General features: G+C 65.7%; 16 protein-coding genes. 4 read left to right on the top strand and 12 right to left on the bottom strand.

Features of this window, described 5'->3' with window-relative positions:
* Window positions 1–29: 29 nt before the first annotated feature.
* Window positions 30–683 carry a TetR/AcrR family transcriptional regulator gene (locus G6N42_RS08105; protein ID WP_163728308.1) on the top strand — a complete coding sequence of 218 codons (654 nt, stop codon included), beginning with the start codon at window positions 30–32 and terminating at the stop codon, window positions 681–683.
* Here G6N42_RS08105 and G6N42_RS08110 read toward each other — a convergent pair.
* The 7 genes from G6N42_RS08110 to G6N42_RS08140 form a co-directional block, all read right to left on the bottom strand.
* On the bottom strand, window positions 680–1,381 hold the full coding sequence (locus tag G6N42_RS08110) for an HAD family hydrolase (protein WP_163728311.1): 702 nt from the start codon (window positions 1,379–1,381) through the stop codon (window positions 680–682). The two genes, G6N42_RS08105 and G6N42_RS08110, sit on opposite strands and share 4 nt — an antisense overlap.
* Complete coding sequence (locus G6N42_RS08115; protein WP_163728314.1) at window positions 1,378–1,824, bottom strand: hypothetical protein; 447 nt, start codon at window positions 1,822–1,824, stop codon at window positions 1,378–1,380. Before G6N42_RS08115 ends, G6N42_RS08110 begins: the two co-directional genes overlap by 4 nt.
* Before the next feature lie 119 nt (window positions 1,825–1,943).
* A complete protein-coding gene (locus G6N42_RS08120; protein WP_163728316.1) occupies window positions 1,944–2,345 on the bottom strand; it encodes a cupredoxin domain-containing protein in 402 nt (133 codons plus the stop codon).
* A gap of 73 nt (window positions 2,346–2,418) precedes the next feature.
* Window positions 2,419–2,811, bottom strand: a complete 393-nt coding sequence (locus tag G6N42_RS08125) for a hypothetical protein (protein ID WP_163728319.1) — start codon at window positions 2,809–2,811, stop codon at window positions 2,419–2,421.
* Window positions 2,812–2,825: 14 nt separating this feature from the next.
* Window positions 2,826–3,515 (bottom strand): YoaK family protein, encoded by a 690-nt coding sequence (locus G6N42_RS08130; protein WP_163728321.1) that lies wholly within the window; start codon window positions 3,513–3,515, stop codon window positions 2,826–2,828.
* A gap of 32 nt (window positions 3,516–3,547) precedes the next feature.
* Window positions 3,548–4,654 (bottom strand): glycosyltransferase, encoded by a 1,107-nt coding sequence (locus G6N42_RS08135; RefSeq protein ID WP_163728324.1) that lies wholly within the window; start codon window positions 4,652–4,654, stop codon window positions 3,548–3,550.
* 94 nt (window positions 4,655–4,748) lie between these two features.
* Window positions 4,749–5,660, bottom strand: coding sequence for a dienelactone hydrolase family protein (locus G6N42_RS08140; RefSeq protein WP_163728327.1), 912 nt, complete (start codon window positions 5,658–5,660; stop codon window positions 4,749–4,751).
* Between the two features lie 18 nt (window positions 5,661–5,678).
* Between G6N42_RS08140 and G6N42_RS08145 the strand changes: the two genes are divergently transcribed.
* The 3 genes from G6N42_RS08145 (at window position 5,679) to G6N42_RS08155 (ending at window position 8,914) form a co-directional block, all read left to right on the top strand.
* Window positions 5,679–6,602, top strand: coding sequence for an SDR family oxidoreductase (locus tag G6N42_RS08145; RefSeq protein ID WP_163728330.1), 924 nt, complete (start codon window positions 5,679–5,681; stop codon window positions 6,600–6,602).
* A gap of 88 nt (window positions 6,603–6,690) precedes the next feature.
* Window positions 6,691–8,481: an N-acyl-D-amino-acid deacylase family protein gene (locus G6N42_RS08150; RefSeq protein ID WP_174262034.1), complete on the top strand. Its 1,791-nt coding sequence runs from the start codon at window positions 6,691–6,693 to the stop codon at window positions 8,479–8,481.
* On the top strand, window positions 8,471–8,914 hold the full coding sequence (locus tag G6N42_RS08155) for a nuclear transport factor 2 family protein (protein WP_163728336.1): 444 nt from the start codon (window positions 8,471–8,473) through the stop codon (window positions 8,912–8,914). The genes G6N42_RS08150 and G6N42_RS08155 overlap by 11 nt, the downstream gene beginning before the upstream one ends.
* A 4-nt stretch (window positions 8,915–8,918) precedes the next feature.
* Here the strand turns inward: G6N42_RS08155 and G6N42_RS08160 are convergent, their stop codons facing one another.
* The 5 genes from G6N42_RS08160 to G6N42_RS08180 are packed head-to-tail and all read right to left on the bottom strand — an operon-like array spanning window position 8,919 to window position 14,106.
* The gene (locus G6N42_RS08160; protein ID WP_163728338.1) at window positions 8,919–10,025 is read right to left on the bottom strand and encodes an amidohydrolase family protein; all 1,107 of its coding nucleotides are present in this window, start codon (window positions 10,023–10,025) and stop codon (window positions 8,919–8,921) included.
* A gap of 6 nt (window positions 10,026–10,031) precedes the next feature.
* Window positions 10,032–11,393 (bottom strand): type I glutamate--ammonia ligase, encoded by a 1,362-nt coding sequence (locus tag G6N42_RS08165; protein ID WP_163728340.1) that lies wholly within the window; start codon window positions 11,391–11,393, stop codon window positions 10,032–10,034.
* Window positions 11,394–11,421: 28 nt separating this feature from the next.
* A complete protein-coding gene (locus G6N42_RS08170) occupies window positions 11,422–11,904 on the bottom strand; it encodes a carboxymuconolactone decarboxylase family protein (protein ID WP_163728342.1) in 483 nt (160 codons plus the stop codon).
* Window positions 11,905–11,959: 55 nt separating this feature from the next.
* Entirely contained in the window at window positions 11,960–13,444 is a 1,485-nt protein-coding gene (locus G6N42_RS08175; protein WP_163728344.1) for a sugar transferase, read from the bottom strand.
* On the bottom strand, window positions 13,441–14,106 hold the full coding sequence (locus tag G6N42_RS08180) for a GAF domain-containing protein (protein WP_163728346.1): 666 nt from the start codon (window positions 14,104–14,106) through the stop codon (window positions 13,441–13,443). Before G6N42_RS08180 ends, G6N42_RS08175 begins: the two co-directional genes overlap by 4 nt.
* Window positions 14,107–14,263: the final 157 nt, after the last annotated feature.

A 14,263-nucleotide genomic window follows, 5' to 3' on the forward strand; every position in this document is an offset into this window, starting at 1 on the left:
TGTAATGACTAGACACAGGGTTACCTAGAATGTCGGCGGCTGTCAAACGCGATTACCGATCAGATTTGCGCACGGCGCAGGCGCTCGAAACGCGCCGGGTTATCGTCACCACGGCTGCTGAGCTCTTCGCGGCACGGGGTTATGGTGCGACGACCGTCGACGCCGTCGCCGAAGCCGCAGGGGTCAGCCGCAAGACGGTGTTCACTGCAGTCGGTGGCAAGCTCGACCTCCTCAAGACCGCGCTGGACTGGGCGGTGACCGGCGACGACCGACAGCTGGCGCTGGCGGATCGCAACGAGCTTCGCGAACTGCTGGAGCAGGCAGATCCGAAGAAGCTGATCACAGGATGGGTCCACGTTTTGGTGGATATCGACATCCGCGTGGGCCCCCTGATGCGCGCGCTCGAGATCGCCGCGAACGGGGACGCCGAAGCGCAGGACTTGCTCGATGAGTCACAGCGGCGGCGTCTAGCAGGTGCACGCGCGATCGTGCGACGGTTGGCCGCCCTCGGCGCGCTCAACCGCGGACTCAACCAGAACCAAGGTGCGGACATCGCATGGCTGGCCGCGGACCCGATGCTGCATGACCGGCTGGTGCGCACCCGAGGGTGGTCGCGGGGCCGATTCGAGCGATGGCTGGCCGAACTTCTGTCGGAGCAGCTGATCGGCGAGTCGGTCGACTAACGGGCTCCGACCAGATTGGCCAGCGCCGCGATTGGCGTGTCGTCGAGGTGCTGGCAGAGGTCGATAGCGTCCTCGAAAACCTGGTGCGCCCCGGCCTGTTCGAGTTCGCATTTCGACACCCCGCCGCTGAGCAGGGCGATGGTGACGACACCGGCGCGCTTGCACGCTTCGACGTCCCACACCGCATCGCCGACGAACACGGCGTGCCCGGCCTCAACTCCGGCACGCTCGAGGGCGACGTTGATGATGTCGGGCTTCGGCTTGGCGGTGTCCACATCGGCCGACGATGTCATTGCCGACACCAGGTGGTCGCAATCCAGGACGTCGCGCAGAATCTCGAGTTCGTCGTCCGGTGCCGATGTCGCCAAAACAACCTGCACGCCCAGCTTTTCGACGGCCTCGAGAAGCTCTCGCGCACCGGGTAACGGCCGTAGCAGCGACGCTGTTTCTTTGTAGTAGCGAGAATTCAGCTCCTTGGCTCGCGCCCGTGTGTCGTCATCGGCGTCCTCGGCGAGCGTCGCGAGGAGGGTCGAACCATCCATGCCGATTGACCGGTGAATGCGCCACGCGTCGACCGCGATTCCTACCTCGGCGAACGCTCGGGACCAGGCGTACACGTGGTGGTAGTTCGAATCGACCAGGGTGCCGTCGATGTCGAACAGCACCGCTGCCGCGGGTTCTCTCTTGCTCGACGTCACGAACGCAGATGCTCCTGCGACGCTGGCCTCTGCTGCGGCGTGGTAGGGGTGTTCGCGCGCCCTTCGTCCACCCCGTCAACCTTGCCGGGAGCGGACTCGTCAGTGCTTCCCTTCGGATCCAGCTTGTCGACCCGTTCGCGATGCGCGTCCAGTTCCTCGCGAGAGTTGTCGACAGCCTCGCGGTGGGTGCGCGCGGTGTTCTGCAGGCGGGCGGCCTCGGCGGCCTTCGCCTCGGCTTCTGCGGCCGCTGCCCTGGCCTTCGCCTCGGTCTCATCGGCGACCGCCTGCCGCTTCTCGAGATGCTCTGTCCGTTGGTTGATTTCGCCGCGCAGCCGTTCGGCTTCGGCGCGCCGGCGTGAATTACGAACGGTCCATGCGACCAACGCGATGATGACTATCGCCGCGACAGCGACAACTATCCAGATGACGGCGTTGTTATCCATGTCGGCTCCTTCGGATTGCCCCGGGTCACGACGATTGACGAACCCGCTAATTCTGCGGATGCCCGTCCGTCGATGCGTCTAAACCGCAGCGGGACGCAGGAACCGGATGCCGGCCGGATTCACTGGACGATCAAGGTGCTCTTCATGGAGGGGTGGTACACGCAGTAGAACGGGTATTCTCCCGGCTCGGTCGGCGCAGTGAGTGTGCCCTGCTCTCCGGCGTCGACGTGCACGTCGAACGTGCCTTCGGTTTCGGACGTCACGGAGTGCTCGGCCGAGTCGTCGTTCTTTAAGGTGATCGTCGCGCCCGGTGCGACGGTGATCGGATCGCCGAAGCTCATGTTCGCCATCGTGATCGTCGGACCCGACGCCTCGGTGGTACCGCTGGTGGATTCGGGGCTCGCGGTCGCTGTCGCGGTGCCGCTGTCGCCCTCTGAGGTGGTGTAGCTGGATTCGCTGCCGCACGCGGCGATCGCAGCGGACAGGCAGATGGTCACGCACACCAGCAAGATCTTCTTCATCGCGTCTCCTGAAGTCGAACACGATTATCGACCGGTTTCGTCCAACCAGGGCGCTTTTTGCGACCGCGCCCGATCAGACCGTCGCGCTGACAGGCCCGACCGGCGTGCACACCGGCTGCGGCGGATTCCCGGTGTTCGCGCATCCCCGGCCTGTCGAGACGTAGGTGGCGCCGGGCTCATACGGCGCATAAAAGACCTGCGCGGCCAGCGGTCCGTTGCTCGCCTGGCAGTTGGGGGCCCCGGGGCTGCCCTGCATCTGGAGACAGGCCACGGAGAGGTAGACGTTGGATCGCTCGCACGCGCCCGGTGAAATCGTCGCAGTGACCATCCTCGTGCCCGACACGTCCACGACCTGCGGCGGGGACAAATTGTAGGTGCAGGTGGGCGGGGGTTCGGCGACGGCGACGGCGGGGCAGGCAAGCGGCAGCGTCGCTGCGGCGATGAGGAACGTCAGCGACCGGATCATCCCTGGATCGTAGATCACCGCAGGTAGTGCTCATCGACGATGAACAAACACAGTGTGATGGCCAGGAATCCGGCAGGCAGCCAGATCGCATGCACTCCCCACGCAACGCTGGCGAACGAACCCGCGAGGGCGCCCACCCCGAAGACGGTGATCAGCGCACCATAGACCCCGAATGCGCGCCGTGACGCCGCGTGTTTCTCGACAAACGCGTCGTACCCGGACTCCATGAGTCGCATCAGGTTGCCCGTGGTCGCGACTGGCAGATAGGCCAGGTCTCCGATGTTGCGAAACAGTCCGATCTGCATGGCGGCCAAGAACGAGATCGGCACGGTCACGTAGCTGTGGGGTACCGAGGCGGGGACGAATCCGATGATGCCCAGCGAGACGGCCTGCACGGCCATGGTCCAGCGCAGAGCATGCGGGACGAGACGCTCGACGCGGCCGGATTTGATGTGCGATGCCAGCGCCATGCCGACGATGAACGCCAGCAGCGGCCAGACGTGGGCGAGCGCCGCAGACCACTTGCCTTCCGACGTGTCGATCGCGCCGAAGATGACGTTCGCGGTCTGCACGTTGGCGAACACGCCGCCGCGCGCGATGTAGGTGTGCGCGTCGAGGAATCCGTTGGTCACTGTGAGCAGCAAGGCGAACCACAGGGTGCGGGTTCGCTCGATGTCCTGTGGGCCGGTCGGCACGCCACCCATGCCGACAACCTAATCTGTGTCTCCGGTGCGGCCTAACCCGCACCCAGCGCGTTCAGCATTCCAGTGGCAGCTCGCGGCCAGGTGAACTGTTCTGCGCGGCGTCGGGCATCGTTGCGCCGCAACCGCTCTGGACGGCTGATGATTGACGTGACCGCTCGTGCGATGGCAGCCGGGTCGTTGTCTGCTGCGGCACCACTTTCGGCGGTGAGAAGTTCCGCGAGCGCCGACGTCCGCGAAACCACCGCCGGTGTACCGCAGGCCAAGGCCTCCAACGCGGCAAGGCCGAACGTTTCGTGCGGACCCGGTGCGATCGCGACGTCGGCGGTCGCGAGGATGGTGGCCACGGTGTCGCGGCACCCGATGTAGCCGGTGAAGTCGACGGGCAGGCGGGCGGCCTGGCGTTCGAGCCTGGCGCGCATCGGGCCTTCGCCGACGACCACGAGGCGGGCGTCCACACCCGAGTCCCGCAGGGAGGCAACGGTATCAATGCTGCGGTGAGCATGCTTCTCCACCGAGAGACGGCCGCAATGCACCAGCAACGTCTGCTCCGGGCGGGCCCACCGTCGCCGGACCGAGCTGGATCGTCGGCTGGGATGGAATTGGTCGAGGTCCACGCCGAGCGGCACCGTCACCACGTTCGTGGCGTCGATCCTGTCGAATTCCGCACGCGCGAACGCCGTGGTGCACACGACCGCGTCATAGCTTTCGGCGGTGCGGCGGTTGGCGGCGTCGGCGATCGAGCGGGCGGCACGCGCCGGGAGTACTTGCCCGACAAGGCGATCGAGCCGTTCATGAGAGATCATCACCGTGGCGACGTCGCGCTGCCTGCCCCATTCACCGAGCGAGCGCAGGGTGAGGCGGTCGGACACCTCGAGTGCATCCGGCGCCAGCTGCGCCAGCAGTTCGGTGACGGGCCCGGGCAGCACGGCACGATATCCACCGGTGAACGGGATGAGCCGAGCCGGCAGCGAGATTCGGACGACTCCCGACGGCAGCTCGTGCCATTCGAGGGTTCGGCCCGGCACCACCAGGAAGACGTCATGTCCGCGGGCGCAGTACTCCGCTCCGAGACGATCCACTGCTGTGCGCAGGCCCCCCGAACGCGGGCCGTAGAAATTCGCGACCTGTGCTACCCGCATGAGCTGAATTTGACCCGGACGCATGTGCGGTCAACAACGCGACATCAACGCCCAGCTGAATTGCGCGCGAATTCGGACTCCCTGACGAAAGTCGTCAGGCGACGTGTGCGGTGAACCAGTCCTGCACCCGGCGCCAGGCATCCTCGGCGGCGGTGGCGTTGTACCGGTCGCCGGTGTCGTTGAAGAACGCATGGTTGGCGTCGGGTTCGGTGACCAGTTCGAATACCAGGCCGGCCTTCTCCAGCGCCGCCCGCGCGACCGGCTCGGTGGCGTTGACGCGCTGGTCCTGGGCGGCGTAGATACCCAGCACTGCAACATCTTTGGAGCCGGCGAAATCCGGGTTGTCGGGCGTCGGACCGTAGAACGGCACGGCGGCGGCCAGCCGCGGCTCACCGGAGGCCAGCAGTCGCCAGACGAAACCGCCACCCATACAGAAGCCGACCGCGGCGACCTTCTTGCCCGGCACCCGGCGCTGGAGTTCGTCGATTCCCGACTTCAGATCCGCCAGCGCCTCCTCGGGCGGCAGCTTGCCCAAGGCCGCCGTGGCTTCGGCGGGATCGGCGAACCTACCCGTGCCGCCCTGCGCGGACAGCAGGTCGATCGCCAGCGCGGAGTAGCCGATGCCGGCGAACCGCCCGGCCACCGAGCGGATGTAGTCGTTGAGTCCCTTGTTCTCGTGGATGACGAGGACTCCCCCGCGCGGTTCGGCTGCGGGCGCCCAGGCCGCCTGCAGTTCCCCACGGGGGCCGGCCCAGGTGATCGGCGTAGACGGGACGGTGTTCTCCGATCCTGGCGGCGGTGTCCTGACGGTGGCCGGTTCGTTCGACGTCACGGGCGCGTTCGACGTCGGCTGCTTGTTCTCGCCGCACGCCGCGATCAACGCGGTCGCCGCCGCGGCGCCCACGCCGAGCAGTGCCAGCCTGCGTAGGGCCTCGCGTCTGGACAGCAACCCGTCTACGTGATCGGTGGCGATTTCTTCCGCGATATACCGCTGTAACGGGGTCACTTTCGCAAGTATGCACTCATGGACTGGACTCCGGATGCGGATGCACTGCGCGGCCGGGTGGCCGTGGTGGCCGGAGCGACGCGCGGCGCGGGGCGAGGCATCGCCGCGTCGCTCGGTGAAGCCGGGGCGACGGTGATCTGCACGGGCCGCAGCAGCGTGGCCGGCAACGCCGAATCCGACTATGACCGCCCAGAAACCATCGAGGAAACCGCCGAACTCGTCTCTGGCCTGGGCGGCACCGGGATCGCTGTGCAGGTCGACCATCTCGATGTGGACGCGGTGACGCGTCTCGCGGACCGTGTGCGCCGCGACTACGGCGCGATCGACATCCTCGTCAACGACATCTGGGGCGCGGAGATCCTCAAGGGCGGTCCACCCCTGTGGAACCGGCCGATCTGGGAGCACGACCTCGCCGACGGTCTACGCATCCTACGGCTGGGTATCGACACCCACCTCATCACGTCGCACTGCCTGCTGCCGCTGCTGGTGTGCCGTCCCGGCGGATTGCTCGTCGAAGTGACCGACGGGACAAAGAGTTTCAACGACGACAACTATCGGTTGTCGGTGTTCTACGATCTGGCCAAGGTCGCCGTCAACCGGCTGGCCTATAGCCAGGGCCACGAGCTGGCGGGCTTCGGCGCCACCGCGGTGGCCGTCACGCCTGGCTGGCTGCGGTCGGAGATGATGCTCGACAACTGGGGCGTCACCGAGGAGAACTGGCATATCGCACTGGACCCGCTGCGCTCAGACGGCCCCGTCGCTCCCCCGGCCTTCGCCGTGTCGGAGACACCCAGGTACGTCGGGCGCGGGGTTGCCGCGATCGCCGCCGACGCGCGCCGGTCACGTTTCAACCAGCAATCCGTCACGTCGGCCGACCTCGCGCGTGAGTACGGTTTCACCGACCTGGACGGCCGCCAGCCGGACGGTTGGGCCCCCGGATAATTGCAGGTCAGACGTTAAAGTAGACAACTATTGAAATCTGTTCACGGATTTCGTTGACACCTGCGGGTCCGCACTGTTCTATGACGTGGTGAGTTTTGACACGATCATCAACAACGGCCGCTGGTTCGACGGCTCCGGCGCGCCATCGGCCGTGCGCAACATCGGCATCCGCAACGGTCACGTCGCGGCGATCAGCACCGCCGACCTCGACGAGACGGATTGCCGACGAGTTATCGATGCGACTGGCCAGTGGGTGCTGCCCGGCATGCTCGACATTCACACCCACTACGACGTGGAGGTTCTGGTCGGCCCAGCTTTGACCGAGTCACTGCGACACGGCGTGACCACGGTGATGCTCGGATCCTGCTCACTGTCCACCGTGCACGTCGACGGCGTGGACGCCGGAGACATCTTCGGCCGCGTCGAGGCGATCCCGCGCGAACACGTGATCGGCGCCGTCGACACCCACAAGACCTGGACGAACTGCGAGGAGTACATCGCGGCGCTGGAGGCGCGCCCGCTCGGACCCAACGTCGCCGCGTTCATCGGTCACTCCGATATGCGCGCCGCGACTATGGGGCTGGACCGCGCCACCCAGAAGCGGCAACGGCCGACCAGACGCGAACAAGCCCAGATGGAGCAGTGGCTCGACGAGGCGTTACGCGCCGGCTTCGTCGGAATGTCCTCTCAGCAACTGCTTTTCGACAAGCTCGACGGCGAGGTCTGCCGGTCCCGCACGCTGCCGTCAACGTACGCCAGGCCGCGGGAACTGCGTCGCCTCAAGTCGAAACTGCGCCGGACCGGTCGGGTGCTGCAGTCCGGACCCGACATCGAGAACCCGCTGAACCTGGGTTCGCAGGTCTTCCAGTCGCTGGGCATCTTCCGCAATCCGCTGAAGACCAGCCTGCTGTCGGCGGCCGACGTGAAGTCGAACCCGTACGCGATCAAGCTGCTCGGCCCGCTGGCGCGGTTGGTCAACCGGCTCGGCGGCAACTTCCGTTGGCAGCATCTGCCGGTGCCTTTCGAGGTGTACGCCGACGGCATCGATCTGGTGGTCTTCGAGGAGTTCGGCGCGGGCGCGGCGGCGCTGCACCTTCGCGACGAGGTCGAACGCAACGAGCTGCTGCGCGACGAGGCGTACCGCCGAGAGTTCCGCAAGCAGTACGAGAGCAAGTTCGGGATGCGGGTGTGGCAGCGCGACTTCTTCGACGCCGAGATCGTCGCGTGCCCCGACGAGTCGGTGGTCGGCAAGTCGTTCGGCCAAGTGGGCCTCGATCGCGGCGGCCTGCACCCCGTCGACGCGTTCCTCGACCTGGTGCTCGAGCACGGGACGGCGCTGCGCTGGCGCACGACGATCTCCAATCACCGGCCCGAGGTGCTCAAGAAGCTGGCGCGGGATCCCGGCATCCAAATGGGTTTCTCCGATGCGGGTGCGCATCTGCGCAATATGGCCTTCTACAACATGAATCTGCGCCTCCTGCGTCACGTCCACGAAGCGCAGCAGGCCGGTAGTCCCTTCATGACGGTGGAGCAGGCGGTGCACCGCCTGACGGGCGAACTCGCCGACTGGTACCGCATCGACGCCGGCCATCTGCGCATGGGCGACCGCGCCGACATCGTCGTGATCGACCCGGAGCGGTTGGACGAATCGCTGCAGGCCTACGCCGAGTCACCGGTCGAGCAGTACGGCGGCCTGTCCCGGATGGTCAACCGCAATGACGACACCGTACGCGCGGTCTTCGTCGCCGGCCGCGCCGTGTTCCTCGATGGCGAGCCGACGGACGTCGTAGGCGCGCAGCGCACCGGACGATTTCTGCGGGCCGCGCACAAGGCGCCGGCCCAGGCGATTCAAGAATCGGAGTTGTCAAGTGTCAGTTGAGGATACGGTGCTGGGCATGTGGAAGGCCCTGTCGGCGCGCGACTGGGAGCTCTTGACGACCTTCCTTTCTGACGACTGCATCTACTGCGATATGCCCCTAGGGCCGGCGCTTTCCACTCGAGGACCCGAGAACATCATCGCGAAGCTCAAGGTCGGACTCGAGCCGTTGGCATCGTATGAGAATCATGACGGCGTTCTGGTCAGCAATGGCGACGACGTCCTGTACGAGCACTCCGAAACCTGGAAGTGGGTCAGCGGAGAGACCGCGCTGCTGAGGTTTGTCACCGTGCACAAGGTCCACGACGGCAAAATCACGGTGTGGAAGGACTACTGGGACATGGGCGGGCTGACCAACACCGCGCCCGCGACCTGGCTCGAGGATGTGACGGCGGCATACACCGTGCCGATGTTCGATGCGACCGGTCTGATCTGACGAGTCAGCCGAGCGCGTAGACGCGCTCGGCATTACCCCGGGCCATCAGGTCCACGACGCGCACAGCGTCAGACTCGCTCCATTCGCCGGTGTCGACGAAACCCTGGAACACATCGCGGATTCCATTGCGCCACAACCGTGCTCCGAGATAGTGCAACTCGGCCGGGCCGAAGCCGTCCGATGAATAGAGAATCTTGCGGAACGGTGCCATTTCCACCAGTCTGCCGATGAACGCCGGCGACCGTGCGCCCAGATAGTTGATGGCCAGCCCGCCGTCGAGGTAGACGTTGTTGAACGCCTGCGCCAGATAGCCGGCCTCGCGTTCGTAGGGGTAGCAGTGCAACAGCATGATCGGCACGTCTTCGCTGTGCCGCAGGAAATCCAAAAGGTACAACGGGTTGGTGGTGTGCAGGTCGCAGTCCCGATCGCCGAAGCCGACATGGAATTGGATCGGCTTTCCCAGTCGCAGCCCCTGATACAAGCCGAACCGCAACAGAACGCGGTCGGTCAGGCGCGCCTGCCCGCTGTCGCGCCACCGCTGGGCCGCCTTGGCGACCTCGGCGGCGGGAGGCTCCGAGAGGTCACCGGCGAACCCGCCGCGGTACGCCAGGATCGACTTTGTCGCCACCGCCGTGGCTGCTCGCTCGTGCAGGATCTCGGCGAACGCCGTCGCATAATCGCCGCCCGCGTGGACTGCCCGTTCGGCCACCGACTCCAGCCGGACGATCTCGTGCACCCGGCCCACCGACAAATCGGTCAGCTCTGCCAGATCGGCGACCCCGGCGGAGAAGCCGGTATCGACCAGCCAGTCGGACACCCTGGCCGATGACAGGAACAGTTGCGCGAGATCGGCTTCGGAGCGTTCGCGACGCGCCCGCCAGTACGAATCGGCGTCGGCGTGGCGCGGCAGCCCCAACAGTGGTGCGCAGTGGGCGCGAACCGCGAACCCGAGTTGGGTGTCGAAGGCGGAATCGAAGTCGGCCAGCGGTTCGGTGTTTGCCTCGTTGAGACTGTCCTCGAACCGGCGGCGGTCAACCGGCGCCAACCGGCAGCCATGCACGTGGTGGTCGATCAGCGACACGCCGTCGATGTGTTCGGCCAGTCGGGTCACACGCGCTCACACACTCCAGGCCAGACGGAACTTCTCGGCCAGCTCCTCGGGCGTCAGGTCGCCGTAATTCTGCTGCTCGTAACGTCGCACCGCGACCACGGCGTCCACCGGTTCGTCACCGAGAATCCCTCGTAGCAAGGCGGATTGGTCGAGCATGTCGATCGCCTCGGCCTGGTCGCGCGCCAGTAGTCGGATTTCTCCCTTGTCGCGTTCGGCGTCGGTCAACGAGTCGGGGTCGACGGTGACCTCGGGCGGCGCCGTGAGCTCTCGCTCGATGCCGTCGAACGCGAGACCGAGCATCGCGGCGGTCGCCAGGTAAGGATTGGCCGACGGGTCGATGATCTTGACCTCCACGTTCGCCCCCTGTGGGTTGCTCGGGCCGCCGATGAGGAAACGGACTGCTGCTTCGCGGTTCTCGGTTCCCCAGCAGACGTGCGCACCCGACCAGTGGCCGGGCTGCATACGCAATCCGGACAGCACTGAGCCGCACAGGATGCCCTGCGCTTCGGGCAGACCGGCAAGCAACCCGGCGACCGCGCTCTCGCCCTCCGGTGTCATCCCGGCAGCACCTGAACCGCCGGAGAACAGCGGAACATCGTCTCGCTTCATCGAGAAGTGTTGATGGGAACCAGATCCGACGCTGCCCGCGAAGGGCACCGGCGAGAGACTGACCCGCAGCCCGTACTTCCGGGCGACCCGGCCGATGATGATGCGCGTCATCACCAGCGCGTCGGCCGCGGCCACCGGCGGCTGTGGGGACAAGGAGATCTCGAACTGATTCCTGCCGTACTCGGGGTGGAACTGTTCGATCGTGATGCCGGAGTTCGTCGCGGCGTTGGTGACGTCGCGGACGAAACCTTCGAACTCGAGCACACCGGCAAGCCCGTATTGCGCCCACAGGTGCGACGGAAGCTCGCTGCCGTCCGGTCCGACGAGGACGAACTCCATCTCGTGTCCGACCACCGTGTCGATGCCGGCCTCGGTGATACGGTCGGAAACCCTGCTCAGGGTGCCGCGGCTGCAATAGGGATCCGGTGAACCGTCCTGGTTGAAGAAAGCGCCCGGCGCCCAACACAACCCGTCTCCGAGGATGCGCAACGCGCCGAGGTCGATCCGGATGCGCTGGTCCCCCACCACCCCGATGGCGTCGCCGAACACGATTCCGGTCTGGTCGATGGCGAAAACGTGAAAGACAGGGCTCGCGCCGAGTCCGGGATCGGCGAACGCACCCATCCGGCGCAGCGGAACGGTCTTGGCGTGGGTGAGGCCGGCCGGGTTCACGACGGTGCCGATCAACGTGGCGACACCGTCGGCCTCGAGTTGGGCGATGGCGGCTGCGGCGAGAGGTTTTGCGGCGCGCGACGTCATTACGCCATTGTGCGGGGTGCCGCGTCGGCTACAGCGTGATCTTGCAGGTTTGGCCGATGTCCAGCGTGCGCAGCATCCTGCCCATGCCGAGCCACATCGCACACGACAGCGCGAGGTCGGTGAGCAGCTCGTCGGAGAAGTGCTCGCTCGCGCGCTCCCAGAAATCCTCGTCGTCACGCAATCCGGTGTGGTCGCTGGCGAATCGCTCGGCGAACTCGGCGGCGATCCGCTCCTGCGGGCTGTAGCCGGGCCACGTTCGCCACTCGGCGGCATGGTCGTAGAGCTCCTCGTCGACCCCGGCGGCGATGCCTTCGGAGTCGCGGGTGTTCTGGCACACCACGCATTCGTTGTCGAGCGCGATGACCATCCGGGCCAACTCGCGGACACGCATCGGGAGGCGGTTCTTGTTGTAGACCGCGTTGGTGAATCCGGCCATGGCGACGCCGATATCGGGTGACTTCACCACCCAGGCTGCGGCGTCGTCGTCGGCAAAGGGTCCAATTCGGCTCATGACGGCATGGTACGCCGGAACCGCCCCGAATTGGAACACGTTCTAGTTTTCCGCCCTATTCCGAACCACGCAAGACAGCCGGCACGGTCAGCAAGAGGATCTTGAGATCAAGCGCGAGTGACCAGTTCTCGATGTAGTAGTTGTCCCATTCCACCCGGTCTGCGATCGAGGTCTGGCCGCGCAGCCCGTGCACCTGCGCCCAGCCGGTCATGCCGGCCTTAACGCGGTGACGTTCGCCGTAGCGGTGAATCTGGATTTCGAAGAACTCGACGAACTGCGGTCGTTCTGGACGCGGACCGACCAGGCTCATCTCTCCCTTGAGCACGTTGATCAGTTGGGGTAACTCGTCCAGCGATGTCGACCGCATGATCTTGCCGATGCCCGTCCGTCTGTCGTCGCCTTCGACGCCACCAGGAGCCGAACGCGACTTCAGTTCGAAGTCACCGTCTGAAGCTGTGGCCGGCCGCATCGAGCGGAACTTCAGGCACTGGAAGACCCGTCCGTCGCGACCGATCCGATCCTGTTTGTAGAAGATCGGTCCCGGTGAGCTCAGCCGAACCAACACGGCCAGCGTTATGAGCACTGGTGAGATCGCGAGCAGTCCCAGGGCTGCCCCGACGCGATCGATCACGTGTTTCGCGTTGAACTGCCAGCCGTGCGGGTCGGCGCTCGGCAGCGACATCAACGGCAGGCCGCCGAGATGATCGACCGTCGCCCGCTCGGCGACCGCGTCGAACATGCGGGGCACCACCCACACCCGCGCTTTGTGTCGGTGCGCGATCCGAACAACGCGGGTAAGGGATTCGTCGCTCACCCGCGAGAAGGCGATGAGGACGGCCGCTGCCCCGGTGCTCTCTATCGCTGCGCCGATCTTTTCCGGGGGTCCGATGATCGGAACATCCGTATCTGCCGCCGCTGTCGCAGCGGAATTCTCGGCATCGAGGAGGCCGACCGGTAGCAGGCCGTACTCGGGGCGGGCGCGCAACCGTTCGACGATTCGGTTGGCGACTTCCCCGCTCCCGATGATGAGGGTGGGTGCCATGAAGCGGCGATTGAGCCTCATTCGCTTCTGAATCCGCGAATGGATGAAGCGCGGTATCGGCATCAGGACGGCGGCACAAAACCACGTCTTGGAAACCACGGGTCCGGAGAGCTGCGGCGCTTGGGCGAGAGTCGTGATGCCGAGCACCAGGATGGACGCCAGTGCGACGTTGGTCTCGATCGGTCCGACCTCGTCGATGAAGTTTCGGTTCAGTTTGTGTCGATACAGGGATTGCACGGCGAACAGCACCACGACAAGGGGTACGAACAGGGCGACCACCCACGAGGACGGGGGAAGGCTCTCCGATACCGATGACCACCACAAACCTATGGCGACGGCCGCTGAAGCAGCCAGAATGTCGATGGACACCGCGATGACCGTGCCGATCCAGCCGACACGAACCAGCCCGGCGAGTGCGTTGTTCGTCTCGCGCACACCTGGGTGCTGCCGATCGGTGGGTTCGTCGGGCGCCTCCAGGATTGTTGGCGATTTCGTCATATCGGTCGGCGAAATATCTTCGCGCTCGCAAGGTCGGCCATGTCCTGCAGGACGAGGATCTGACCGCCCGACCAGTTCAGCGGCCGGGTATCCCAACTGAAGAGCGAACCGACCGCGTCGTCGTCGTCGCTGAAGATCGGAACACCCGCGTACGCCCCGACCTCACCGCTGAGCACGAGCGGATGGTTTGCCAGCAGCGGGTGCGCGGTGGCGTCCTCGACAATGAACGGGATGCCGCTTACCACGGTGAACGTGCCGATTGACAGTTTGGCCGGGCGCACCCTTTCGCCGTCACCGTGAACGACGTTGCGCCCGATGATCAGTTCCCTGCTGTCGTCGAGCAGCGACACCGCGGCGAACGGCGTTGCAAGCGCTTCTGCCGTCAACAGCGCGACGGTGTCGAGGGCGCCGCTCTCAGGCGTGTCCAGCAGGCCCGTGCTGTGTAGCGCGGCCAGGCGCGCCGGGTCACTCAGCGAAAGCTGAATTACGGGTTCCAGCGCGTCGGGGTTGGTCGAAAGTCGTTGAATCAACAACTGGGAAGCAGCGTCGTCCACCCCGACGCCGACAACAGCCGCTATCAGTCCCTCTTTGAGTTCTCGCTTTTCAGCATCGGACAGCCCCGTCGCAGCCTGCCACCCGTTTGACGGCGTCGCGTCCCCCACAGGTGTAAGCGTAAGTCGCCGGGACTTTTCTGGGGCGAAGAGCGGAATCTCCAATCCGCGATGCCATCGATGTGACGCGCACCGGTGTGTTTTCGCGCTTTGATCCCAATACCGAGCGCACGTGGCAAGCTACACGAGGGCTTTGTCTAGCCGTTGG

Source organism: Mycobacterium gallinarum, from assembly GCF_010726765.1.
Classification (GTDB): domain Bacteria; phylum Actinomycetota; class Actinomycetes; order Mycobacteriales; family Mycobacteriaceae; genus Mycobacterium; species Mycobacterium gallinarum.

Bases quoted from the DNA above. Each gene is read 5' to 3' on its own strand.
- G6N42_RS08135 (WP_163728324.1), bottom strand. From the start codon at position 4,654: ATGCGGGTAGCACAGGTCGCGAATTTCTACGGCCCGCGTTCGGGGGGC.
- G6N42_RS08105 (WP_163728308.1), top strand. From the start codon at position 30: ATGTCGGCGGCTGTCAAACGCGATTACCGATCAGATTTGCGCACGGCG.
- G6N42_RS08125 (WP_163728319.1), bottom strand. From the start codon at position 2,811: ATGATCCGGTCGCTGACGTTCCTCATCGCCGCAGCGACGCTGCCGCTT.
- G6N42_RS08130 (WP_163728321.1), bottom strand. From the start codon at position 3,515: ATGGGTGGCGTGCCGACCGGCCCACAGGACATCGAGCGAACCCGCACC.
- G6N42_RS08170 (WP_163728342.1), bottom strand. From the start codon at position 11,904: ATGAGCCGAATTGGACCCTTTGCCGACGACGACGCCGCAGCCTGGGTG.
- G6N42_RS08115 (WP_163728314.1), bottom strand. From the start codon at position 1,824: ATGGATAACAACGCCGTCATCTGGATAGTTGTCGCTGTCGCGGCGATA.
- G6N42_RS08165 (WP_163728340.1), bottom strand. From the start codon at position 11,393: ATGACGTCGCGCGCCGCAAAACCTCTCGCCGCAGCCGCCATCGCCCAA.
- G6N42_RS08175 (WP_163728344.1), bottom strand. From the start codon at position 13,444: ATGACGAAATCGCCAACAATCCTGGAGGCGCCCGACGAACCCACCGAT.
- G6N42_RS08145 (WP_163728330.1), top strand. From the start codon at position 5,679: ATGGACTGGACTCCGGATGCGGATGCACTGCGCGGCCGGGTGGCCGTG.
- G6N42_RS08120 (WP_163728316.1), bottom strand. From the start codon at position 2,345: ATGAAGAAGATCTTGCTGGTGTGCGTGACCATCTGCCTGTCCGCTGCG.